At 61.1% G+C, this 23872-nt stretch carries 24 protein-coding genes; 10 read left to right on the forward strand and 14 right to left on the reverse strand.

Annotated elements, in window-relative coordinates; translation table 11 throughout:
- Positions 1-3: 3 nt before the first annotated feature.
- Both AC1DWG_RS16595 and AC1DWG_RS16600 read right to left on the reverse strand, forming a co-directional pair.
- A complete protein-coding gene (locus AC1DWG_RS16595; protein WP_477760130.1) occupies positions 4-957 on the reverse strand; it encodes a putative 2-dehydropantoate 2-reductase in 954 nt (317 codons plus the stop codon).
- Positions 954-1340, reverse strand: a complete 387-nt coding sequence (locus AC1DWG_RS16600; RefSeq protein WP_477788037.1) for a thioredoxin family protein — start codon at positions 1338-1340, stop codon at positions 954-956. The genes AC1DWG_RS16595 and AC1DWG_RS16600 overlap by 4 nt, the downstream gene beginning before the upstream one ends.
- Here AC1DWG_RS16600 and AC1DWG_RS16605 point away from each other — a divergent pair.
- A complete protein-coding gene (locus AC1DWG_RS16605; protein WP_477753758.1) occupies positions 1339-1782 on the forward strand; it encodes a PilZ domain-containing protein in 444 nt (147 codons plus the stop codon). The genes AC1DWG_RS16600 and AC1DWG_RS16605 overlap by 2 nt on opposite strands.
- A 187-nt stretch (positions 1783-1969) precedes the next feature.
- Complete coding sequence (locus AC1DWG_RS16610) at positions 1970-3046, forward strand: 3-deoxy-7-phosphoheptulonate synthase (protein WP_477760131.1); 1077 nt, start codon at positions 1970-1972, stop codon at positions 3044-3046.
- A 66-nt stretch (positions 3047-3112) separates the two neighbouring features.
- On the opposite strand, the gene AC1DWG_RS16615 is transcribed toward AC1DWG_RS16610, so the two are convergent.
- Complete coding sequence (locus tag AC1DWG_RS16615; protein WP_007973562.1) at positions 3113-3400, reverse strand: GNAT family N-acetyltransferase; 288 nt, start codon at positions 3398-3400, stop codon at positions 3113-3115.
- A 639-nt stretch (positions 3401-4039) separates the two neighbouring features.
- Here AC1DWG_RS16615 and oprI point away from each other — a divergent pair.
- On the forward strand, positions 4040-4291 hold the full coding sequence (oprI, locus tag AC1DWG_RS16620) for an outer membrane lipoprotei OprI (RefSeq protein ID WP_003199355.1): 252 nt from the start codon (positions 4040-4042) through the stop codon (positions 4289-4291).
- Between the two features lie 122 nt (positions 4292-4413).
- Here oprI and AC1DWG_RS16625 read toward each other — a convergent pair whose 3' ends face one another.
- The 3 genes from AC1DWG_RS16625 to AC1DWG_RS16635 all read right to left on the reverse strand — a co-directional run bounded on the left by AC1DWG_RS16625 (position 4414) and on the right by AC1DWG_RS16635 (position 7307).
- On the reverse strand, positions 4414-5388 hold the full coding sequence (locus tag AC1DWG_RS16625; protein WP_477764714.1) for a L,D-transpeptidase family protein: 975 nt from the start codon (positions 5386-5388) through the stop codon (positions 4414-4416).
- Between the two features lie 963 nt (positions 5389-6351).
- A complete protein-coding gene (locus tag AC1DWG_RS16630) occupies positions 6352-6645 on the reverse strand; it encodes a hypothetical protein (RefSeq protein ID WP_003226812.1) in 294 nt (97 codons plus the stop codon).
- 56 nt (positions 6646-6701) lie between these two features.
- Entirely contained in the window at positions 6702-7307 is a 606-nt protein-coding gene (locus tag AC1DWG_RS16635; RefSeq protein WP_477764715.1) for an arylesterase, read from the reverse strand.
- 10 nt (positions 7308-7317) lie between these two features.
- On the opposite strand from AC1DWG_RS16635, the gene AC1DWG_RS16640 reads away from it, so the two are divergent.
- Genes AC1DWG_RS16640 through greB form a run of 3 tightly spaced genes read left to right on the forward strand, consistent with a single transcriptional unit; the run spans position 7318 to position 11037 of the window.
- A complete protein-coding gene (locus AC1DWG_RS16640; protein WP_223456271.1) occupies positions 7318-8001 on the forward strand; it encodes an ABC transporter ATP-binding protein in 684 nt (227 codons plus the stop codon).
- On the forward strand, positions 8001-10505 hold the full coding sequence (locus AC1DWG_RS16645) for an ABC transporter permease (protein ID WP_477788038.1): 2505 nt from the start codon (positions 8001-8003) through the stop codon (positions 10503-10505). The genes AC1DWG_RS16640 and AC1DWG_RS16645 overlap by 1 nt, the downstream gene beginning before the upstream one ends.
- A gap of 34 nt (positions 10506-10539) precedes the next feature.
- Positions 10540-11037 carry a transcription elongation factor GreB gene (gene greB / locus AC1DWG_RS16650; protein WP_477764717.1) on the forward strand — a complete coding sequence of 166 codons (498 nt, stop codon included), beginning with the start codon at positions 10540-10542 and terminating at the stop codon, positions 11035-11037.
- An 18-nt stretch (positions 11038-11055) separates the two neighbouring features.
- On the opposite strand, the gene AC1DWG_RS16655 is transcribed toward greB, so the two are convergent.
- From AC1DWG_RS16655 to AC1DWG_RS16665, 3 genes are all read right to left on the reverse strand, one after another.
- Entirely contained in the window at positions 11056-11364 is a 309-nt protein-coding gene (locus AC1DWG_RS16655; protein WP_477764718.1) for a class I SAM-dependent methyltransferase, read from the reverse strand.
- 247 nt (positions 11365-11611) lie between these two features.
- On the reverse strand, positions 11612-12046 hold the full coding sequence (locus AC1DWG_RS16660) for a DoxX family protein (RefSeq protein WP_477764719.1): 435 nt from the start codon (positions 12044-12046) through the stop codon (positions 11612-11614).
- 103 nt (positions 12047-12149) lie between these two features.
- Complete coding sequence (locus tag AC1DWG_RS16665; protein WP_477788039.1) at positions 12150-13571, reverse strand: MltF family protein; 1422 nt, start codon at positions 13569-13571, stop codon at positions 12150-12152.
- A 237-nt stretch (positions 13572-13808) separates the two neighbouring features.
- On the opposite strand from AC1DWG_RS16665, the gene AC1DWG_RS16670 reads away from it, so the two are divergent.
- The 3 genes from AC1DWG_RS16670 to AC1DWG_RS16680 all read left to right on the forward strand — a co-directional run bounded on the left by AC1DWG_RS16670 (position 13809) and on the right by AC1DWG_RS16680 (position 16811).
- Positions 13809-14615 carry a TatD family hydrolase gene (locus tag AC1DWG_RS16670; protein ID WP_477764721.1) on the forward strand — a complete coding sequence of 269 codons (807 nt, stop codon included), beginning with the start codon at positions 13809-13811 and terminating at the stop codon, positions 14613-14615.
- Between the two features lie 113 nt (positions 14616-14728).
- Complete coding sequence (locus tag AC1DWG_RS16675; protein WP_477788040.1) at positions 14729-16210, forward strand: methyl-accepting chemotaxis protein; 1482 nt, start codon at positions 14729-14731, stop codon at positions 16208-16210.
- Between the two features lie 235 nt (positions 16211-16445).
- Positions 16446-16811 (forward strand): terminase, encoded by a 366-nt coding sequence (locus AC1DWG_RS16680; RefSeq protein ID WP_477764723.1) that lies wholly within the window; start codon positions 16446-16448, stop codon positions 16809-16811.
- On the opposite strand, the gene AC1DWG_RS16685 is transcribed toward AC1DWG_RS16680, so the two are convergent.
- From AC1DWG_RS16685 to AC1DWG_RS16695, 3 genes are all read right to left on the reverse strand, one after another.
- Positions 16812-17609: an acyl-CoA thioesterase gene (locus tag AC1DWG_RS16685; protein WP_477764724.1), complete on the reverse strand. Its 798-nt coding sequence runs from the start codon at positions 17607-17609 to the stop codon at positions 16812-16814.
- A gap of 230 nt (positions 17610-17839) precedes the next feature.
- A complete protein-coding gene (locus AC1DWG_RS16690) occupies positions 17840-18598 on the reverse strand; it encodes a CHAD domain-containing protein (RefSeq protein WP_477788041.1) in 759 nt (252 codons plus the stop codon).
- Positions 18599-18698: 100 nt separating this feature from the next.
- Complete coding sequence (locus AC1DWG_RS16695; RefSeq protein ID WP_008000319.1) at positions 18699-18977, reverse strand: hypothetical protein; 279 nt, start codon at positions 18975-18977, stop codon at positions 18699-18701.
- Positions 18978-19198: 221 nt separating this feature from the next.
- On the opposite strand from AC1DWG_RS16695, the gene AC1DWG_RS16700 reads away from it, so the two are divergent.
- Positions 19199-20236 carry a patatin-like phospholipase family protein gene (locus AC1DWG_RS16700; RefSeq protein WP_477753747.1) on the forward strand — a complete coding sequence of 346 codons (1038 nt, stop codon included), beginning with the start codon at positions 19199-19201 and terminating at the stop codon, positions 20234-20236.
- A 166-nt stretch (positions 20237-20402) separates the two neighbouring features.
- Here the strand turns inward: AC1DWG_RS16700 and AC1DWG_RS16705 are convergent, their stop codons facing one another.
- The gene (locus AC1DWG_RS16705) at positions 20403-21101 is read right to left on the reverse strand and encodes a response regulator (RefSeq protein WP_477764726.1); all 699 of its coding nucleotides are present in this window, start codon (positions 21099-21101) and stop codon (positions 20403-20405) included.
- A 48-nt stretch (positions 21102-21149) separates the two neighbouring features.
- Positions 21150-23801 carry a DUF4118 domain-containing protein gene (locus AC1DWG_RS16710; RefSeq protein ID WP_477788042.1) on the reverse strand — a complete coding sequence of 884 codons (2652 nt, stop codon included), beginning with the start codon at positions 23799-23801 and terminating at the stop codon, positions 21150-21152.
- Positions 23802-23872: the final 71 nt, after the last annotated feature.

The following is a 23872-nucleotide window of genomic DNA, read 5'->3' on the forward strand; positions in this document are numbered from 1 at the left end:
GACTCAGGTGTTTCGTCGATCAATGAAACTCAAACTGCGATACAAGGCCTCGATGCGCGGCATCTCACACCCCGCGGCCCTGGCGGCCGCCAGTGGCCGGGCGTAGATCGCGGCCAGCTCCAGCGGTCGTTTGTGCAGGAAATCGTGGTACATGCTCGGCCAGTAGTCAGGCATTTTTTCGGTCACCATGAACAAGTGCTCGGCATACCCCGCCGGTACACCGTGCCCGCACGCGACTGCGCCTTGCACCACTTCAGCCATCAGCGCCTTGATCAGTTCGCGACTGTCGGCATCGGCCATCAACGGTGTGGTGCTCGCTCCCAGCAACACCGAGAGACCGTTGTAAGGGATATTCCAGACCAGTTTTTGCCAACGCGCCTGATGCAAATTCGCCATGGCCTGGGAATCGAGACCGGCGCTGCGGAACAGGCCGACACCTTCCTCGACAATCGCAGTGCGTGCCGGCCCATCGGCAGGACCGCTGTGATAACCAACATGCACCGCGCCCAACGCCTGATGAGTGATGACGCCCGGCGCCTCGCGATGGACGCAGATGTAGCAGAGCCCTCCAAGCACATGCAGAGAATCGGGGAGCAACGCGCGCAGGCTGTCTTCGACATCCAGGCCGTTTTGCAACAGCAGTACCTTGGCGTTCGGTGCCGCCGCTTGCAGGATAGCGGGTGCCAGGTCGGCGTTGCTGGTGGTTTTCGCGCCCACCAGCAGCCAGTCGCAGGGCGGCATGTCTTCAGCGTTCGAATAAGCCTGCACCGGGTTCAGTTTCAGCGCGCCATGGGGCGCGCTATCGACTTGCAACCCGTGCTCGGCCACAGCGGAAAACTCGCTGCGCAGCAGAAAATGCACATCAAAACCGGCACGCGCCAGCATTACCCCGTAGAAACCACCGATTGCGCCGGTCCCGATTATGCCGATCGTCGGCCTGGCAACTGTCCCCATCATGGCAACTCCTCTGCTGTTCGACTCAGCGCCTGGCGCACGGCCCGGTTGAGCTCGGTGTCGGTCAGGCGCGATTTCAGTGCTCCAAAGAATTCGCCGTCGCGAACGACAAATAGCGCCGGCAAGTGAAAGACCTGATAACGCTCGACCACCCCGCCGTTGTTGCCGGCATCGATCCAGCACAGTCGTTCGACTGCCAGGTCGAGTGTCGGCAATTGCTCGCGGGCAAACCGGCAACCGGCGCAGCCGACACTGGTGAAAATAACCAGCGATACACCGCTCATCGCCAGCAGCCGTTGGTCGGCGTCAAAATCGGTCAGTTCCAATTCGACCACTATACTTGGGAGAACAATGTCAGATGGCCGACACATGGAGTCTGTGTTCATGGGACGATTTATTCCTCACCCTGACGATGTGCCCGTCGAATTAACGTTGCTGAAACCTGAATGTATTTCGCGACGACAACTGCACACTATCAGCCTCGGGGGCATGGCTTGCAATTATCACCGCGCGTGGCGCCACGGCACAGCGCTGGAAGTTCGCATGCCGACCGTGAATCCGGACGCGCGTTACCTGGGCTATGTCGCCTGGTGCCTGCGGCGCAAGCGCGGTTATCTGGTGGGCATCGCCTTCGTCGACGAACAAATGCTGTTCAGCGCCCGGATGGGCGAGCAGGTGTGCCAGATCGAACGCTACTGCCGCCTGCATGACGCCCACGACGACTTGCAGGGTATCCAGGCCCTGGCCCTCGAATGGCTCCAGGAGCATGCCGACGAGTTTTCTCACGAATCGGTGCGCAAGGCTTTTGCCCTGCCTGTGCTGGATTAGGGGCGTTCCCGACGGGTTTGCCGGCCACGTTGGGGAAACTGACTGAGAATGGCCCCTAAACCAGTGTCTGCCCATTGTCGAGCCACGGTGTAACGCGCTAAGGTTCGGCTCCCCGACGCGCTTAATTTGCTGTGCTCCGCCGCGCGGGTTCGCTGGCGGCCGGCACCCGTGACCTGACGAGTAAACGATGGCTGATTTACCGATCAACGACCTAAACGTCGCCTCCAACGAGACACTGATCACTCCCGATCAGCTCAAGCGCGATATTCCCCTGAGCGACACCGCACTGCGCACTGTCACCAAGGGCCGCGAAGTCATTCGCAACATTCTGGATGGCACCGACCACCGCCTGTTCGTCGTCATCGGGCCTTGCTCGATCCACGACATCAAGGCCGCCCACGAGTATGCCGAGCGCCTGAAGGCTCTCGCTGCCGAAGTGTCCGATACCCTGTATCTGGTCATGCGCGTGTATTTCGAGAAGCCCCGTACCACCGTCGGCTGGAAAGGCTTGATCAACGACCCGTACCTGGACGACTCGTTCAAGATCCAGGACGGCTTGCACATCGGTCGCCAATTGCTGCTGGACCTGGCCGAAAAAGGCCTGCCAACCGCCACCGAAGCCCTCGACCCGATCTCCCCGCAATACTTGCAGGACCTGATCAGCTGGTCGGCCATCGGCGCGCGCACCACCGAATCCCAGACTCACCGCGAAATGGCGTCCGGCCTGTCCTCGGCCGTCGGCTTCAAGAACGGCACCGATGGCGGTCTGACCGTGGCGATCAACGCCCTGCAGTCGGTTTCCAGCCCGCATCGCTTCCTGGGCATCAACCAGGAAGGTGGCGTGTCGATCGTGACCACCAAGGGCAATGCCTACGGTCACGTGGTGCTGCGCGGCGGCAACGGCAAGCCGAACTACGATTCGGTCAGCGTTGCGCTCTGCGAGCAGGCGTTGAACAAGGCGAAGATCAAGCCGAACATCATGGTCGATTGCAGCCACGCCAACTCCAACAAGGATCCGGCCCTGCAACCGCTGGTGATGGAAAACGTCGCCAACCAGATCCTCGAAGGCAACAAGTCGATCATCGGCCTGATGGTTGAAAGCCACCTGAACTGGGGCTGCCAGGCGATCCCGAAAGACCTCGCCGACCTGCAATACGGCGTGTCGATCACCGACGCCTGCATCGACTGGACCGCGACCGAAAACACCTTGCGCAGCATGCATGCCAAGCTCAAGGATGTGTTGCCCAAACGCGATCGCAGCTGATCGTTTTTCCGCACAAAAACGCCGGGCTGAGCCCGGCGTTTTTTTATGCGTTCGTTTTGTTGAAGGTCACTGACTCAGCTTGGCCGCATGCCGCTGGTGACGCTCCATGTAGCGCTCGACGTAGGAGCACGATGGAATGACGGTGTAACCCATTTCGTCAGCGTACTCCAGCGCCTTCTCGGTCAAGGCTGCCGCAATACCGCGACCACGCAATGCGTTGGGCACGAAGGTGCGATAGATATCCAGGGTCTGCTTCCCCAGATCCATGTAGGTCAGATAGGCACGATGACCGTCCACATTGGTCTCGAACTGATGACCAGCCTGGTCATGGTGGATGGACAACGCCTCGCTCATCACTACTCCTCGCGGGTCTGGAATTCCGACCCCTACCTTACCGATGTTTTTCCGGCGAAGGAACATCTACGCCACCCCGTGCCTGAATGGACACCGAGAAGAGCTGCACCGATCTCGCGCTACCGAGCACCTACAAATAGTAGGCACCATTGGCAGAAATGCTCAAGGTGCGCTCGTCATCGTGCGGGTTGGCGGGTGCTGCTCCGGATCACGCAGGAATGGCTCGACCGAAGATCACTCCGGGTCGATAGCCTGAACATTGCCGGATGTTGAGACTTAAGACGAGCGCCCGTTGTTAAAGTCACCTGAACATCGAGAAAGATATTGGGAGGCGCTACGCAAAAGCCGAACAAAAGTGTAGACGAATCCATGTAGGCGGGCTCTAGCCAGACTGGAAAAAGAGCGGTATGCCGAAGGAACTTTTTCTCGCCAGCTGGCTCAGCCACGGGCCTTGCAGCTGGATGTTTTTTAATCAGTTCAGTTAAAAGTTGCTCGAAAAAGAATCAACGCCTACAATTTTTTTTGCTTCTTGCGTCACGTCAGTTTTACTTACTACAAGTAATAGGTAGTATGTACGCCGGCTATTTCCTCAATCGGAGGAGATAGCTACTTAATAGAAAGTCCTTGAAGGGGAACACGATGAACAACGTTCTGAAATTCTCTGCTCTGGCTCTGGCCGCAGTTCTGGCTACCGGTTGCAGCAGCGCATCGAAAGAAACCGAAGCACGTCTGACCGCTACTGAAGACGCAGCTGCTCGCTCCCAGGCTCGTGCAGACGAAGCTTACCGTAAAGCTGATGAAGCTCTGGCTGCTGCTCAAAAAGCACAACAGACTGCTGACGAAGCTAACGAGCGTGCTCTGCGCATGCTGGACAAAGCTAGCCGCAAGTAATAATCCTTCGGGATTGTTATCAAGCCGATCCATTTTTTGGGTCGGCTTTTTTATTGCCCGGCGTTTCTCCAGGCAATAAAAAACCCGTCGACGCAGTCCGCACCGACGGGCTCTTTACAAGCTTACTGCATCGGGTCGACCGGAGTGCTCGACACCATCGGTACGGCGTTGTTGCCCGGCACAGCAATCTCCACCGGCAGGCCGTCTTCAGCGGCAACCACATCACGCACCACATCCCAGTTCATGCGCAGGTTGTTAGTGATGTCTTCACGCTTGAGCATCGCGTTGATGACCGCGGTGTGCTTGTCGACCACCGACGGGTTGCCCTTGTCGTCCAGCGGCGTATGCGCCTCCAGATAGACCTTGCCGCCACTCAAACCAAACTTGTACGGGTCGTTGATGATCCGCACCGACGTACCGACCGGCACCATGCCCGCCATTTCCAGCACGTTGTTGTTGAACATGCGGAAGCAACCGTGGCTGGTGCGCATGCCGATACCGAACTTCTTGTTCGAACCGTGGATCAGGTAGCCCGGTGTGCCCAGGGTGAACTTGAACGGCCCCAGCGGGTTGTCTGGGCCGGCCGGCACGACGTTGGGCAGCGGATCACCGTCTGCTGCGTGCTCGGCCTTGATCGAAGCCGGAGGCGTCCAGGTCGGGTTCGGCGTCTTGGCGGTGATGCTGGTGTGGGCAATCGGCGAGCCCCAGCCTTCACGACCGATACCCAGCGGGAACGTGTACACCACGTTCTTACCTTTCGGGTAGTAGTAGAGGCGGTACTCGGCCAGGTTGATCACGATGCCTTCACGCGGGCCCGGTGGCAGGATGAAGCGGGTCGGCAGAATGATTTCCGTGCCGGTGCCTGGCAACCATGCATCGACACCCGGGTTGGCCGCGACCATTTCCGTGTAGCCCAGATCGTAGGCGGTACCAAGGTCGGCGAAGGTATCTTCGTACTTGGCCTTGATCACCTGCACCTGGCCGATGATGTCTTCACCGGGCGGTGGCAGGGGAAACTCCAATGCTGCGACTGGGCCGGCCACAAAGAGGGCGGCAAGAGTCAGGCAGCGGGTGACGGCAGGAAAGCGCGGCAACATCCGGAAAATCCTTCGCATGATCAACAGAGATATAAGAGCGCGATTGTACACCGCTGTCCGTTATTTCGGGGAGATGGCCCGATTGCAGGCACTGTAAGGCGATTTTGCGATTTTCCTCGATCCCGTGTGGGAGCGAGCCTGCTCGCGATGGCTTTGTGTCAGGCGGTATGGATTTTTGAGGGTGTACATATCCGTTGCTGCGGTAACGGCCACTTAGGGTTCCGCCCTTACGGCGGGTCACTTGGAAAAGCCCCAAGTAACCAAGGGCTCTTGCCCCTGACATTCGGTGCCTCGCCTAGGCTCGGCATGCCCTCGCTCCGGTCCTGCTCCGTGGGCCCGCCGCCATCGGCCATCCATGGCCGGCGGCGGCTAACCCGGCATCCATGCCGGGTTGCCCACTACGCAGAACCTCCACTCGGCCTCACGAGGGGGCGTACACCGCAACAGCGTCCGAGGCGGCCTACCGGCCGACCTGTTTGCTGGGTTCGTTCGTCTGTGAGGTATCTGCTCGACTGGCAGGCCGCTATCGCGAGCAAGCTCGCTCCCACAGAAGAGCAAAGGCAGACCGGCGTACACCCACGCTCCTCACCACTCAACAGGCCGAGCGTTAGCTCGCCTGCAGCTCTTGATCTTGATCCACCCGCCCCCTCGGGAGGCTGAGCGGAGGTGTTCATCCGGGGACTGGCGCGCAGCGCCGTTCGACGCAGTCGAACTCATTGCATGTAGGTCGAAGCGAAGCCGACCGGAGGGCAATGCCCCCGGATGAATACCGCAGCGAAGGAACGCCGAGCCTAAGCGAGGGGCCGTACGTAAGGGGCGAGACCTTTTGGTTACTTTTGGGGCGTTTGCCAAAAGTGACCCGCTGTAAGAGCGGAACCATAAGTCGCCGTTACCGAAGAAACGGATATGTACACGGTCAACAAAAGACAGGTCGGCTCGAAGGCCGCCTCGATTCCTGACGGATCAAAGCTCAAACCGCAATTCAGGCCAGATCGGCGACGTACCCCGCTTCTGCGACTCAAGAATGGCCCGGCACAACGAGCACAGACGCTGATCCTGAAACACCCGGCGATCGACACTCGACCAGCGCGGTTGCGCCGGCAACAGACTGCCACACAAGGTGCGGTCCGCCGAGCCGCCCAGCTCCAGTTGACGGGTCACCAGATGCACCCGCACTTCCTGGCAGGCGAACAGATCCAGCTGTTCGTCAGGCTCGATCAGTTGGTAGGCAAAAAGTGACCAGGCAGGACGCGGCATCAGGGGCTCCAAATCGGGGGCGCCACCTTAGCCGAAAGCCTGCCTCTAGAAAAGTGTCATAACAGCGGTTTTAGAGTAGGCCAGACATTTTCCAGCAACTTGTCCTGGGCCCCGGCCGCCGGGTGTATGCCGTCAGCCTGCATCAAGTCCGGATGGCCGCCCACGCCGTCGAGGAAAAACGGCACCAACGGGATCTTCTTCTCGTCGGCCAGGTTGCTGTAGACATCGGCGAACGCCTTGGTGTACCGCGCACCATAATTGGGTGGCAATTGCATGCCGAGCAGCAACACCTTGGCCCCGCTGGCCCGAGAGCTGTCGATCATCGACGCAAGATTTTGTTGCAATTGAGTTGGCAGCATCCCGCGCAGGCCGTCATTGCCGCCCAACTCGAGGATCACCAGCTCCGGTTTATGCTCTGCAAGCAGCGCGGGCAGGCGTGCCTGGCCCCCGGCACTGGTGTCGCCACTGATGGACGCATTGATCACTTTGTCGTCGAAACCTTCGCGCCTGAGCCGTTGCTCAAGCAGTGACACCCACCCCAGCCGGGTATCCAGCCCGAAACCGGCGCTGATACTATCGCCAACGATCAGGACTGTACCCGCCGCTGCGTTTTGGGCCATGCACATCAAGGCCAGGCCAGCACTCAAAAACCAGACACGCATCGGACTCTCCATGGGCGCAAGCATTCTCATCGCGAAGGACCTTAGCAAAGTGGTTCCCAGCGCGGAAGGTGAACTGACCATCCTGCACGAACTCAGCCTGGAACTGAACAAGGGCGACAGCCTGGCCATCGTCGGCGCTTCCGGCTCCGGCAAGTCCACCCTGCTGGGCCTGCTCGCCGGCCTCGACCTGCCGAGCAGTGGCGAGGTCACTCTCGCCGGGCAAGGCCTGAGCAACCTCGATGAAGACCAGCGTGCGCGCATCCGTGCCGAACACGTGGGTTTCGTGTTCCAGTCATTCCAGTTGCTCGACAGCCTCAATGCCCTGGAAAACGTCATGTTGCCGCTGGAGCTCGACGGCCGCAAAGACGCCCGCGAACGCGCCACCCAATTGCTGCAACGGGTCGGGCTGGGCCAACGCCTGACTCACTCGCCGCGCCAGCTCTCCGGAGGCGAGCAACAACGCGTGGCGATTGCCCGCGCGTTTGCCGCCGAGCCCGATGTGCTGTTCGCCGACGAACCGACCGGCAACCTCGACAGCCACACCGGCGAGCGCATCAGCGACTTGCTGTTCGAGCTCAACCAAGAACGCGGCACGACCCTGGTGCTGGTGACTCACGATGAACGCCTGGCCCATCGCTGCCGGCGCCTGATCCGTCTTGAAGCCGGCCTGCTGGTCGCCCCTCTGGAGCCTTGATGGCACGTCTGCCGCTGTTGCGCCTGTTCAGCCTCGCCATCCGCCAATTGCTGCGCGATGCCCGCGCCGGTGAATTGCGCGTGTTGTTTTTCGCCTTGCTGGTGGCCGTGGCCGCCAGCACCGCCATCGGTTACTTTGGCGCGCGCCTGAACGGCGCCATGATGCTGCGCGCTACCGAGTTCCTCGGTGCCGACCTGCTGCTGGAAGGCAGTTCGCCTGCGCGCCCCGAACAGATAAGAAGCGGCACCGAACTGGGTCTGGAACACGCTCAAGTGGTGGAGTTCTCCAGCGTCATCGCCACCGATAGCGGCATTCAGCTGTCCAGCATCAAGGCGGCCGATGACACCTACCCGCTACGCGGCGAATTGAAAAGCGCRCCCGCCCCCTTCGCCACGGAAACAGTCGGTGGCGGACCGCAAACCGGTGAAGCCTGGGTCGAGGCACGCCTGCTGACCGCCCTGGACCTGAAGATCGGCGATAGCATCGATGTCGGCATGAAAACCCTGAAACTGGCGCGGGTGCTGACTTACGAACCCGATCGCGCCGGCAATTTCTACAGCCTGACGCCGCGGGTGCTGATCAATCTCGGCGACCTTGCAGCAACCGGCGTGGTGCAACCCGGTAGCCGGGTCAGCTATCGCGAATTATGGCGAGGCAACGCTCAGGCACTCGAGACGTACCGGCAACTGATCAAGCCGGGGCTTGCCGCCAATCAGCGCTTGCAGGACGCCCGCGACGGCAATCGACAGATCGGTGGCGCCCTGGGCAAGGCCGAACGCTACCTGAACATGGCCAGCCTGGTGGCGGTATTGCTCTCCGGCGTGGCGGTGGCGCTGTCGGCAACCCGCTTCGCCACCCGCCGATTCGATGCCAGTGCATTGCTGCGCTGCCTCGGGCTGTCGCGCCGGGAAACCATGGTGTTGTTCAGCCTGCAACTCACTGTGCTCGGGCTGCTGGCCAGCATCAGCGGCGCCCTCCTCGGCTGGCTCGCACAACTGGGATTGTTTGCCCTGCTGCATGACTTGCTGCCGACCGACGTGCCTCCGGGCGGACTGTTTCCGGCCGTTGCCGGGATCGGCACCGGACTGGTGGCGCTCGCCGGTTTCGCCTTGCCGCCGCTGGCGGCCTTGGGCCGGGTACCGCCATTGCGCGTGCTGCGTCGGGATATGCTGCCGATCCCTTCCAGTACCTGGATGGTCTACGGTGTAGCGCTGGGCGCCCTCGGCCTGATCATGTGGCGCCTGAGCCTGGACCTGGTGCTGACCTTTGCCCTGCTCGGCGGCGGCGTGATTGCAGCGCTGGTGCTGGGCGGTTTGTTGTTGCTGCTGTTGAAGAGTCTGCGGCGCATGCTTGCGCGTGCATCCTTGCCCTGGCGTCTTGGACTCGGGCAATTGCTGCGTCATCCTCTCGCTGCGGCGGGACAGTCCCTGGCGTTCGGCCTGATTCTGCTGTCGATGGCGCTGATCGCCTTGCTACGTGGTGAGTTGCTGGATACCTGGCAGAACCAGTTGCCGAAAAACGCCCCCAATTACTTCGCCCTGAACATCCTGCCCGCAGATAAACAGGCCTTCACCAACCACCTGATCGCCGTGTCGGCTCAATCGGCACCGTTGTACCCGGTGGTGCCGGGGCGATTGATCAGCATCAACGGCGAGCCGGTGCAACAGATCGTCACCAAAGAATCTGCGGGTGATCGGGCGATCCAGCGCGACCTGAGCCTGACCTGGGCCGCGGACCTGCCGTCGGGCAACAAACTCACGGCCGGCCATTGGTGGAACGAACAGACGCCGGACGATGTTCCCGGTGTGTCGGTAGAAGGCAAGGTCGCCGAAAGCCTGAAAATCAAGCTCGGCGACCATCTGGTTTTCAGCGTTGGCGGGGTCAATCGCGAGGCGAAAGTCACCAGCCTGCGGGAGATCGACTGGGACAACTTCCAGCCGAACTTCTTCATGATCTTCCAGCCCGGCACCCTGAAGGATCTGCCGGCGACCTACCTGACCAGTTTCTATCTGGCATCGGGTCACGATCAGCAGATTGTCGACCTGTCCCGCGCCTTCCCGGCGGTGACCATCCTGCAGGTCGAAGCCTTGCTGGAGCAATTGCGCAGCATCCTCGCCCAGGTGACCCTGGCGGTGGAGTACGTGTTGTTGTTCGTGTTGGCGGCGGGGATGGCGGTGCTGTTCTCCGGCCTGCAAGCGACGCTGGATGAACGCATTCGCCAGGGTGCGCTGCTGCGTGCGCTGGGGGCGGAGCGGCAATTGCTGGTCAAGGCGCGGCGCATCGAGTTCGGTTTGCTGGGCGCAGTCAGTGGCTTGCTGGCGGCGCTGGGCTCGGAGGTGGTGAGTTGGGTGCTCTATCGCTACGCCTTTGACCTGCCGTGGCATCCGCATCCATGGCTGCTGTTCCTGCCACTGGTTGGCGCCGTGCTCATTGGTGGTGCCGGGGTGTTCGGCACCCGCCGGGCATTGAACGTCAGCCCGCTGACAGTCCTGCGCGAGGGTTGATAGACTCCTGCCATCCTCACCACAAGAAGCTGTCATGAGCCGTTACCGCCCTCCCCGCACTGCTGGCACCGCGCTGATCACCCCCGAGGGTGAAGCGCGGATGCGCGCCGAGTTCCACGAGCTGTGGCATGTACGTCGGCCCCAGGTTACCCAGGCTGTCAGCGAAGCCGCGGCCCAGGGTGATCGCTCGGAGAACGCCGAATACACCTACGGCAAAAAGATGCTGCGAGAGATCGACAGCCGCGTGCGTTTTCTCACCAAACGCCTGGAAGCGCTCAAGGTGGTCAGCGAAAAACCCAGCGATCCGAACAAGGTCTATTTCGGCGCCTGGGTCACGATCGAGGATGAGGAGGGCAAAGAGTCGCGCTACCGCATAGTCGGGCCGGATGAACTGGACCTCAAACAGGGCCTGATCAGCATTGATTCGCCATTGGCCCGCGCATTGATCGGCAAGGCACTGGACGCCGAAGTCCGGGTCCAGACACCGACGGGTGAGCAGTGTGTGTACATCGTGGCAATCGAGTACCCGTGAACCGCAGCGTTCCCGGCCTCAGCGCCGGGTAATCAACCCTTGTCGGGCAACGCGGGTCAGTTGCCGGATCACTTCAGGAGCGTCTTCGAGGCTGGGGGATTGAATCACCGCCAGATCGAAACTGTCGTCGGCGAAACGAGCGAGCGACTCACCGTCTTCGACAAACTGGATCAGGAAGGCAGCGGGACCGCCGGTACGACGTGGCCAGCCATCGAGATAACGCAAGAGCGTCGGCTGATGTTTGCCGCCAAGCAGGATTTTTGGATTGCGCTGGGTCAGATGTGCCGTGATCGGCGCGGGACGTATAACGGGGTTTAATGCATTCATTGTGTCGTGTCTCTGCCTCAAAAGTCTGCATGGCAGGTGAGAGGCAACACCGAACCAGCGCTTTAGCGGTATTTCGAAGCCTGTTCTGGCTTCTATCGGCAACTGAATGAGTCACCTGGCGCCCCGCAAGTAGCTGTTTAAATCGGCGCATGAGCAACATCCTAGAGAAGCTGACTGGACAGTGTCAAGAATGACCGTCAACAAAAAAGGCCCGCACAATGCGGGCCTTTTCGTTGAGCCAGAGCGGTCAACCGGTGATGACACGGTCCGCCGAGAGTTTGCCCGCACCTTCGATCAATACCGCGATACTGCCACCGAGCAACGCCAGGGCGAATTCATAACCGTTGTTGGCCATGAACAGTCCGTTGCTGATGTGCACCGAGAAAATCGCGACCAGCAACAGGAAGGTCAGGCCAAGTGCGGCCGGACGAACCAGCAGGCCGATGATCAGGGCCAGGCCGGCGAAGAACTCGATGCCGCCAGACAGTGTCGCCATCAGGTAACCCGGCGTCAGTCCGAGGCTTTCCATGTACTGCGCGGTTCCAGCCAGACCATAGCCACCGAATGCCCCGAAGAGCTTCTGCGAGCCGTGAGCGGCGGAAATAATGCCGACCACGATGCGCAGAACCGTCAGGCCGTAGCCGGCGCGGGTAAACAGTACCTTGTTGATCAGAGTGCTCATGCTGTTTCATTCCTTGTCAGTGTGTGTTGGTTGGCCGCTATATTAATCAGTAATTCACATATTAAAAGCGCAAAAAACCCGCAATAACAATCAGATTAATTGATCACTTGCGTGAGGCAACCTGTTGTCCCTCGGGCTCCAACGACTCACGCTCCCGGTCGAACGCCAAGTAATACTTGTTCACGCTATTAACATAGCTGACGGGCCCCATACCCACTTGCTCCATGGCAACGCGCTCGACCTGGAAGAACCACTGGTTGGGATTCAACCCTCGCCGCCGGGCTTCGGCGCGCATGCCCTGAACCCGCTCCGGCCCGATGTTGTAGGCCGCCAGCACGAAGGCCATGCGTTCGCGCTCGTTGAGTTTCGGGCTGGCAAAGAATTTGCGCCGGATCATCGCCAGGTACTTGGCCCCGGCCTGCACATTGCCATCTACGTCCTGAATATTGTTGACCCCCACCTGCTGCGCCGCAGAAGGCGTGATCTGCATCAGACCGGTCGGGCCACCGCCACTGCGGGCGGCTGGTTGCAGGGCTGATTCCTTGAAGGCCAGCGCCGCCAGGTTCAGCCAGTCCATGCCCTGGGCATCGGCGTGTTTCTGCAACACCGGGCGAAGTTTTTCCAGACGCTGCCGGTCCGCCTTGGCCAGTGGATAGTGCACTTGATAGAGACGCCGATAGATCCGCAGGAACGCGGCGTCCTGATCCGATGGTTTTTTGTAACCGGTGAGGAAGCGATCAATGCTGGCCCGCAGCATCGAGGCATCGCGGCGCACGAACCAGAATTCCTCTCCCGGATCACTGACAAGTACCTGCTTGTCGAAACGCAGTTTGGGCAGGATCTTGCCCCAGCGTTCGGCGATCGGTTGCTCGACGATGGTCAGGTGGAAGATCCCACCCTGCACCATCTCCAGTACATCCTCGACGGCAAGGCTCGGATCGACCCATTCGATTGTGACCGGTGGCAGTTTGTGCAAGGCGAGCTTTTGATTGATCTGGCTGACGGCATCCCCGGCGGCGCTGCCGGCGGGTAACGCCAGGGTCTTGCCGGAAAGCTGTTCAAGCTTGGTGTAGCGGCGTTCGCCCTTGATGCCCACCAGGACCAACGGGATGTTGCTGGCAATCGGCTCACTGGTGCTGACGGCGAAGCCGGGTTGCAGATCGAGCAACTCGCCTGGCGCCACCAGATCGCCCTCCCCGCGCTGCAATGCGCCGAGCAGTTGATCCTTGGCCTTGGGAATGATCCTGAGGGTGATTTCCTGACCGTCTCGGGCGTGGCCGTTGAGGTATTGCTCGAACGCTCTCAGACGGTGGTATTCGACCCCGATCGCCTGCCCCTGGACTTCGCCGGAACTGTTACGGCTCTGGTTGACCAACACCCGCAGCACACGACTGCTGCGAATTTCCGCAAGGTCGCGCACCTTGCTGGCCGGTACGGCTTGCAGCGGCCCGGGCAGACGCGCGACCGCCGACATCGGCAGTAGCAGCGAACAACACAGCAGTAGCAAAACCGAGGGACGAATCATCCACTCTCCGGAAAGAATATGAGGCCCGCTTCAATGACGAAAACCATCAAGCGCGGCGACAAAAACAGAGCGCCCAAGGCGCTGGCAAAGTGCGAAAGACTGGCACAATGATGGCAAAACTACCAACCCAGCCTGGTCCGCGGCTCAAGAGACAGCGTTAACCCGTTGTAGTTCTTGGCTTTTCTTATAAATCCACGGCTCTGATATGCTTTCCGGCCTTTGGGCCGAGGTAGCACCATGCAACTCATCGATATCGGCGTCAACCTGACCAACGCCAGTTTTGCCGACAAACACCAGGCCGTACTCGACCGCGCCTACGCGGCCGGCGTGTGCCAACTGGTGCTGACCGGCACAAGTGTCGAGGGCAGTGAACAGGCTCTTGAGCTGTGCCAGCAACTGGACGAAAGCGCCCAGCGCCTGTTCGCCACCGCCGGTATTCACCCTCACTGCGCCAGCGACTGGAACGCCGACAGCGCCCGACGTTTGCGCAGCTTGCTCATGGAGCCGAATGTGGTGGCCGTGGGTGAATGCGGGCTGGATTTCAACCGTGATTTCTCGCCGCGCCCGCAACAGGAGAAAGTCCTCGAAGAACATCTGGCCATGGCCGTCGAATTGCAGCTGCCGGTTTTTCTGCACGAACGCGACGCCAGCCAGCGTCTGCTGGAGATCCTGCGCGACTTCCGCGACCGACTGCCGGCCGCCGTTGTGCATTGCTTCACTGGGGAGCAGAAGGCGCTGTTCAGCTACCTCGACCTCGACCTGCACATCGGCATTACCGGCTGGATCTGCGACGAGCGCCGGGGCACGCATTTGCATCCGCTGGTCAAGGAGATCAAGCGCGGACGCCTGATGCTCGAAAGCGATGCACCGTATCTGCTGCCGCGCAGCCTGCGCCCCAAGCCGAAAAACGGGCGCAACGAGCCGGCGTACCTGACCGAAGTACTGCGCGAAGTGGCGCTGCATCGCGGGGAAAGCCAGGAAGATCTGGCGGCGCACACGACAGCGTGCGCACGGGCGTTTTATGGACTGCCATTTATCTCCTGATAAACATAAATCCCACAGGTTTGAAGTTGATCTGCATCAAGAATCAGCCACCTGAGTAGCGGCACAATGATGGCACCTTGCCAAAACTGTTTCCGCTATCAGAGAAAACCTCCATGGGTGCCTGGCTTAGCAACATTTCGCTGAAATACAAATTCTGGGCGGTCAATGCCGTCGCCTTCGTCACCACGTTGCTGCTGGTGCTGTACGCGGTGCAGCTCGAACAGCACGCCCGCAGTCATGCCAACCAGGCTTCGGCCCAGGCCCAGGCGCGACTGCTCGAAGCCTGGCCTGCAGGGCAGCCGCTGCCCAACGCCGCAAATCTGCTGACGTACAATCGCGGGCAGACGCCCATGCTCGATGGGCAACCCGTGCCGGAACTGGCCGATGCGAATGGCTGGGTCAAGATCAACGCGATGCCGCTGTTCGGTGACAACCCGTTGATGGGCGCCGAAGTCTTTACCCGCATTGGTGGCCAGCAGGTGGCCGTGATTGCCCAGGGCCCAAGTCTGAGCCAGGTGTTCAGCGAACGTTTTGCCGACTACGCGTTGGCCGTGTTCATCCTGATGCTGGCAATGCTCGGCGCATCGCAGCTATTGATCCGCTTCCTGCTCAGCCAGCTCAACACCTTGAAAGACGTCATGTTGCACGTGGAGAAAACCGGCGACCTGTCGGCCCGCGTGCCATTGGCTTGCAGTGACGAAGTCGGGCAGATGGCCAACGCCTTCAACGCCATGCAGGCCGGTTATCAACGGGTGGTCAACACCGTCGCCAGCACCGCCCGGCAACTGGACGTCGGCGCCGCGCGGCTGGCGGCCAGCATGAATGAAGTGCGCCTCGGCATGCAGGGCCAGCAAAGCGAAACCGATCAGGTCGCCACGGCGATCAATGAAATGACGGCCACGGTCTATCACATCGCCCAACACGCAGGCGCCACCCGTGACCTTTCGCAATCGGCCAATACCCTGGCCGGCAGCGGGCAGGAAGTGGTGACGCGGGTGCAGCGGTCGATTGCCGGACTGTCCACCGGCGTCCAGCAGACCGCCGAGATGATTCAACGCCTGGCCGAGGACAGCCAGAAGATCAACGGCGTGGTCAACGTGATTCACAGCATTGCCGAGCAAACCAACCTGTTGGCGCTGAACGCTGCTATCGAAGCGGCCCGGGCCGGCGAGATGGGCCGCGGGTTTGCGGTGGTTGCCGATGAAGTGCGCAACCTCGCCAAACGCGTGCAGGCCTCCACGGATGAAATCACCCTCATGGTCTCGGCGTTGCAGGCCGGCACACGGGACGCCGTGGATTTCATGCAAGAGAGTTCGTTCAAGGCCGACGACTGCGTACAACAGGCGCAAGAGGCCGGTTCGGCATTGGCCGAGATCACCAGCGCAGTGGCGCAGATGCGTGAAAGCAATACACAGATCGCGGTGGCGGCCGAGCAACAGAGCCAGGTGGCGGAAGAGATGAACCGGGCGGTGGTGAACATCCGTGACGTGACCGAGAACACGGTGCAGCAGACGGTGACTTCGGCGATCACCAGCAATGAGCTGGCGGCGTTGGCCGGGGCGTTGAGCAAGGCGATAGGTCAGCTCAAGCTTTGAGGGCCTCTTCGCGAGCAAGCCCGCTCCCACAGGTGACCGCGTTCTTTCATTGGAATACGGTCAAAATGTGGGAGCGGGCTTGCTCCGGGCGGCGTTCCGACGAAGGCGTCAGGACTGGCACCATCAATTCCAGTCATGGCACCTATCAAGCCAATAGCCAGCCTTGATTCGCCGCCAGCATAGACCCGGCCTATTCTTCAACACATCTGTTCAACATGGATCGAGGATCGGCATCATGGGCAAACGTCACCCCAACCTTCCCGCCTGGCAATGGCGAGCTTACCCGAACAACCACCAGCACCCGACCAATCTGGTGCTGCACCTGATCGCGGTGCCGCTGTTCATCGTGGCGTTTCTGCTGATCGTGTCCGGAGTGTTCAGCCTGAGCCTGGCAAACATCGCCATCGGCGTGATCGGTGTGATGGCGGCGCTAGCCTTGCAACGCCACGGCCACAGCCTGGAGACCCAAGCCTCCGAACCCTTCAGCGATCGCAAGGATGCGGTATCGCGCCTGTTCGTCGAGCAGTTCCTGACGTTTCCGCGGTTCTTCCTCAGCGGTGGCTGGTGGCGCGCCTGGCGTGAGCGCCACCGTCGTCACTGATCAGGCGAACACCGTCACCGTCTGCCGGCTCATGGCGATCAACCGGCCATCCGCGCTCCACATTTTTGCGGCGGCATGCCCGTAGCCGTCAGCGGCGTATTCGGTTTCGACCAGGTATTTGCACCAGTCCAGAGTGTTCAGTTCCAGCAGCGGTTGCACGAACTCGATGGTCCAGGTCAGCGTGCTGCCCATCGCCGGCTTCTTCAAAAACGGCATCAGGGCCGGCGGCCAGGCGTCCACCAGCGCCAGGATATGCGCCTCGCTGATGGCCTCTTCTTTCACGTCGCCGCGCAAGCGCACCCAGCCGCCCATTTGCCGGGACGTGCTGCCGCTGAACGGCAGCCCGCCGATACTCCAGCGCATCGCCAGATGCCGCATGAATTCCGGGATGACGCCTTCGACAAAAGGCAGTTCCTGGCATTCGTCCCAGTGCTTCATTTCTGGTGCCGGTTCAGCGGTCACCGCCACTTCCGAGGGGCGCGAGGCGCCAAAACTGCCCTGGATCAACGTCACCACCTGACCCTTCTGCATCACCCGGCCCAACACCTGGCTGACCGCCTTGCCTTCGCGCAGCACCTCGACCTCAAAACTGACCGGAACCTCGGGCTCAACCGGGCCGACAAAGGTGATTGCCAACGAACGTACCGGCCGATCCGCCGGAACCCGGGCACGCATGGCTTCGTACTGCAAAGCAGCCACCAGGCCACCGAAACTGGCGCGCCCCTGCGCCCAGGAGGCCGGGATAGACAGCTCATGCGGCTGGCTACGGACAGCGTCGAGCAGTTCGGAGAAACGCATGAAAACCTCAGGGATCGAAAAAAGATGAAGGGATCTTACCCAGCCGGAGAAGGCTATACAGCACCCATTCCGGCCAAAAGTACTGACAGAAGAGCCGAACACATAACCCTGTGGGAGCGAGCCTGCTCCAGGCGGCGTTCCGACGATAGCGCCCGGACAGCCAACATCAATTTTGAATGTCACGACCTCATCGCGAGCAGGCTCGCTCCTACAATGGATCTCCGGTGTTTTCAGGATTTGAAACAGGCCTTACCCAGTTTTTCCAGCACCCGGTCCGCACGCTGTTCAGCCTCGGCCATGGTGGCTGTCCAGACCGCAACACAGGGCTGCAAATCCGTTTCCTGTTCAGCCATGGCCAGCCATTGCACGCAATCGTGCCAGTCGCCCAGCGCGCCCTGGGCCGATTTCAACCGGGACATGGCCGCTTTCGGCAAACGGTCCAGTTCGGGGTAAGCATCGATGCCATAGCGCACACGCTTGATCAGCAGCCGCAGCCGATGACGGTCATGAGCCGGGTCGTGCAGTGCCTCGTCGAGTTTTCCCCACTGCTTGCCCAGGCGTTTTTCGATGCGCTTGCGCAAGTCCTTGAGCAATCCCTGGCGCTGGGCGGCGCGCAGAAAACGCGGAAATGCATCGAGGACGATCAGCAATTGCGCAAGTTCAGGGCTGGCCGCCACGGCCGGATAGGCCTCGGCCATTTGCGCCATGCGCCACTGTGCGGCTTGGGGTTGATGGTGCTGGAGCAGGTACGCCGCCAGCACTTCGCGATCACGTAATGGCGTGCTCAGTTCGCCCACCCGGGAGGCGGCCGCTTCCAGTTGTTCGACACCGGGCAGCCCGCGCAAGGGTCGCAACAGGCTGCGTAACCGACGCATGGTCGTGCGCAGGTCGTGTAACGCTTCAGGGTCTGTACGCTCTTTCAGGCGGGCCTGACAGGCCAGCAGACGAACTTCCAGGCCCAGAACCTGAGCCACCAACCGATCGATCATGGGGGTTTACTCCGTAAACTGCGCCAGGTTGCAAGCTCCAGGCTGCAAGCTCGGTGGGTCTTGCAGTTTGCAGCTTAGAGCTTGTAACCGCTTTTCGCTTTTAACGCCCCGCGCGCGATTCACGAATATAGAAACGGGCCTTCTCGGCTTTGGTGGTGCAGCCTTCAAACCCCTCGAATTGCTGCTGGGTCTTGGCTGCGGTCAACAGCGACAGGGCCTTGGAGTAGCTGACGGTCCCGGCAAAACCTTCGGCCTTGGCCAAGTCCAGTTCATGCCATGCAGCATCCAGGTTGCTACCGCAACTGTCGCGATAAGCGGTTTTGCCGGCACAACCGGCGAGCGCCAGGGCAATCAATGGCACGCAGATCCAGGCTTTCATCACTCACTCCTCAAAGATAGGTCAACAGTCGTGCAGGTAAGACGGTGTGGCACCTGAAAAGTGCCGTTGGTCCGCTATGCAAACTATAGCGCTGACGAGAATAACCATGTGCCGCCATGGAGTGTCGAAAATACGACGCTCTTGCCCCGTCGAACGACCAAGGCGATTGAAGCGTGCCCCTCGATGGGTGCATTGTTGAACCATTCAAGCGAGGGCGATCCATGAAAAAGCGTGTCGCACTGGTATTGGGCTCGGGTGGAGCCCGGGGTTATGCACATATCGGGGTCATTGAAGAGATCGAACGGCGCGGCTATGACATTGCCTGTATCGCCGGTTGCTCCATGGGCGCGGTGGTGGGCGGGATCTACGCCGCCGGCAAACTCAATGATTACCGCGACTGGATCGAGAGCCTGGATTATCTCGACGTGTTGCGTCTGGTGGACGTCAGTTTTCGTCTGGGGGCGATCCGTGGCGAGAAAGTCTTCGGGCAGATCCGCAAGATCGTCGGCGAGATCAACATCGAAGATTTGCGTATTCCCTACACCGCGGTTGCCACCGACCTGACCAACCAGCAGGAAATCTGGTTCCAGGAAGGTTGCCTGCATCAGGCCATGCGCGCCTCGGCAGCGATTCCCAGCCTGTTTACCCCGGTGATGCAGGGCAACCGCATGCTGGTCGATGGCGGCATTCTCAACCCGCTACCGATCGTGCCCGTAGTGTCGAGCCATTGCGATTTGATCATCGCGGTCAACCTCAACTCCACCAACCAGCGCCACTATCAATTGCCGGTCATCCAGCGTCCCGCTGCCTTCAAGACCCGCTTCGACAGCCTGATCAACTCCGTCGGCTCGAAGTTGCCGTTCCGGCGCAAACAGGCTGAACAATTGTTGGTTCTGGAACAGGAAGCCTTGAAGGCCGAAGGTGCGGACTTCAACCCGTGGATCGAATCCGCCGAGCCCGAGGCGCAGCAACCCGCGGCCGCTCCGCAAACCAGTGGCGCACCCCGCTCCGCCACCGGTTCGTTCATCATCGACAACGTCGGGCCGGCGTCCTTGCTGGATTTGATCAACCAGAGTTTCGAGGTGATGCAGACGTCGCTGGCGCAGTACAAGATTGCCGGGTATCCGCCTGACATCCTGATCAACGTGCCTAAACGCGTGTGTCGGTTTTTCGAGTTCTACAAGGCGCCGGAGCTGATCGCGCTGGGACGGGAGATTGCGCGGGATACGCTGGATCGGTATGAGAATGAGCAGAACTGAACGCCTGAAAGTTCTCGGGTGACTATCAGGGCCTCTTCGCGAGCAGGTTCGCTCCTACAGTAAATCTTCGGTGTCCACGAAATTTGTGTCTGACCAGGATCCAATGTGGGAGCGAGCTTGCTCCGGGCGGCGTTCCGACGATGAGGCCGGATCATTCAGCACAAAACTAAAGGCTGCCCTCACTCAACAACCGATACCCCACCCCCGCCTCGGTCACGATGAACCGTGGCCGGGTCGGGTCATCCGCCAGTTTCTGGCGCAAGTGCCCGACCACGATGCGCAGGTAATGAGTGTCTTCGGTGTGCGTCGGCCCCCAGATGTCCTTGAGCAATTGCTGCTGGGTGATCACCCGCCCGGGATGTCGCGCCAGTTGCGCCAGCACGGCGTATTCCTTGCGAGTCAGCGCGACTTCGATACCGTCGAGCAACACCCGGCGATACGCCAGGTCGACCGTCAATGGACCGAAGGTCAGCGCCGCTTGTTGCACCTCGCCCACGGGCGCCTGGCGCAACAACGCACGAATCCGCGCCAGGAACTCCTGAATGCCGAACGGCTTGGTCACGTAGTCATTGGCGCCGCCATCCAGGGCCTCGACTTTCTGCCCTTCACCGGCGCGCACCGAGAGCACCAGCACTGGCACCGTCGACCACTCGCGAAAATCGCGCAATACCTGTTGGCCGTCCATGTCCGGCAAGCCGAGATCGAGCACCAGCAAGTCCGGTTTGTTCAACGCGGCTTGTGCCAATCCTTCACTGCCGGTGCCGGCCTCCAGCACTTTATAGCCCTGGGAAGCGAGGCTGATGCGCAGGAATTTGCGGATCTGCGGTTCGTCGTCGATGACCAAAATGGTCGCGGTCTGGCTCATGAATTCACATCAACACAAAGAAGTGGCAAGAGAGTAGCGCAAGCACGATCAGGCTTCACTCTCGTATCCTGGCTGAGCCTGTAGCGGCAGGTGCAACGTGATGCAGGTGCCGCGCCCCTCGATGCCGTCGGCAACGCTGATACGCCCGCCATGGGCACCGACCATGCCCTGACAAATCGCCAGCCCCAGCCCGGTACCCTGCCCGCCACGATCACCCCGCGCCGCGGTGTAGAACATGTCGAAAATCTTCGCCCGTTCCGCCTCCGGAATTCCCGGCCCCTCATCGCAGACCGAGAAAAACAGCTCTCTGTCATCGGCCCCGGCGCGCAATTGCAAACGTCCGTGGTGCGGCGAAAACCGCGCGGCGTTTTCCAGCACGTTGACCAGTGCCTGTTCGATCAGCGCGGCATGGACGAACAGCAGCGGCAATTGCGCCGGTACTTCGGTGCTGACCTGCAGCGACGCGAGTACCGCGCGCAAGCGATTGAGCGCACTGCCGATGATATCGGCCGGCGACACCCAGTCCCGCGCCAGCTTCAGCGCGCCGTGGCCGAGCCGGGTCATGTCGAGCAGGTTTTGAATGTAGCGATCGAGACGTTCGGCTTCATCGCGGGTGCCTTCGAGCAGTTCACGTCGATCCTCCAGCGGGATCGCTTCACCCAGGGCCAGCAAGCTATCGATACTGCCGCGCATAGACGTCAACGGTGTGCGCAAATCGTGGGACACCGACGCCAGCAAGGCACTGCGCAATTGCTCGGTTTCGCCATGCAGCCGCGCCGCTTCCAGATCATCGGCCAGTTGCGCCCGGGCCAGCGCCTGGGCCAGCGGCTGGCTCAGCGCGGTCAACAAACGACGGCGCTGGCCGCTCAGGGTCTGACCTTCCCTGGCGCACACGCCAAGCAACGCCAGCGGACCGTCCTCCACCGATAACGGCCACCACCACCAGCGGCCGAACGGCAAGGTCCCGGTGCCCGCACCCGCCGGTTGATCGTGCTGCCAGGCCCAATCGGCGGCGGCGCGTTCGGCTTCGGTGAACTCGAGCGGGCCACCGGTTTCGACTTTCCAGCCGTTTTGCCCGTCGCGATTGAGCAGGCACAGTTGCACATCGCTCCAGCCGTTGAGGTGCTGGGCGGCCGCGCTGACCACGGCCTGACGGTCGGTGGCGGCGGTGAGTTTGCGTGACAGGTCGAGCAATTCGCTGGTCTCTTCCTGGGTATCGCGCAGGGCCTGTAATTGCCTGCGCTGGCGCGCCGCGAGGTTGCCGGTGAGGGCCGCCATCAGCAGGAAGAACAGCAAGGTCAGCACGTCTTCTTCGCGCTGGATTCTGAAGGAGAAATTCGGTGGAATGAACAGGAAGTCATAGGTCAGGAACGACAGCGCCGCACAGGCCAGCGCCGGGCCGAGACTGCTGCGCACCGCCACCAGCAATACCGCCGCAAGGAACACCAGGGAGATGTTCGGCAGTGGCAGCACGCTCGCCACGGCCCAGGCCAGGGCACTGGCCAGAACCGTCGCGACCACGGCCAATGCGTAGTCGAACCAGACCAGTGAATGCATCGACCGCTGATGGGGTTGATGCTGTTGGTGATCGCTGTCGAGAACGTTGATCTCCAGTCCGCGCGCATTACGCAGCAATCGCGCAGCCAGCCCGCCACCGAACAGACGTCGGCGCAAACGCGGCCGGGACTGGCCGACCAGCACCAGGCTGGCGCGGCGTTCGGCCGCATGCTGAATCAGGGTTTTCGCCACTTCACCGGCGCGCAGCAACACCACTTCGCCCCCCAGGCGTTCGGCCAGTTGCTGGGCACTCTGCAGGCGCAGACGTGACTGCTCGTCATGCACGCTGCCGTTGTCCACGTGCACCAGGCTCCAGGGCAGATGGCGCCGTTGGGCCACACGGCTGGCATGGCGTACCAGACGCTCGGCCTGGGCATCGCCGTCGACCCCTACCAGCAAACGCCCGCGCACGGCTGGCGCCGCTTGACCGAGTTGACGATAGCCCTGGGCCAGATCGTTATCGACCTGAGCCGCCGCGGTTTGCATCGCCAGTTCACGCAGGGCCGTCAGGTTGGTCTGGGAAAAGAACGCATCGATGGCCGCCCGCGCCTGCTCCGGCACATAGACCTTGCCGTCGCGCAAACGCTCCAGCAACTCGCGCGGCGGCAAGTCGATCAGCAGCAGTTCATAGGCTTCCTGCAACACCCAGTCCGGCAGGGTCTCGCGGACGTGCACGCCGGTGATGCCGCGCACCTGGTCGTTGAGGCTTTCCAGATGCTGGACGTTGACCGTGGTGTACACGTCTATGCCGGCGGCGAGCAGTTCCTGAATGTCCTGCCAGCGTTTTTCGTGACGGCTACCGGGTGCGTTGGTGTGCGCCAGTTCGTCGACCAGCACCAGTTTTGGTTTGGCTTTGATCAGACCGTCGAGGTCCATTTCTTCAAGCAACACGCCACGGTATTCCGAGCGCACCAACGGCTGCTGCGGCAAGCCGCCGAGCAGGGCTTCGGTTTCGGCCCGGCCGTGGGTTTCGACGACGCCGGCGATGATTTTCACCCCTTGGCGTAACTGGGTGTGGGCCGCTTGCAGCATGGCGTAGGTCTTGCCGACACCCGGCGCGGCGCCGAGAAACACCTTGAGCCGGCCACGGCCATCGCGGGGCAGGTCTGCTAACAGCGCGTCGGCGCGGCCGGAGTTGCTCATTTTCATTGCCTTGTTTGACTTGATATATGGGTGTGGCATTAAAAGATCGCAGCCTGCGGCAGCTCCTACGC

Source organism: Pseudomonas sp. P4_B3, assembly GCF_056402295.1.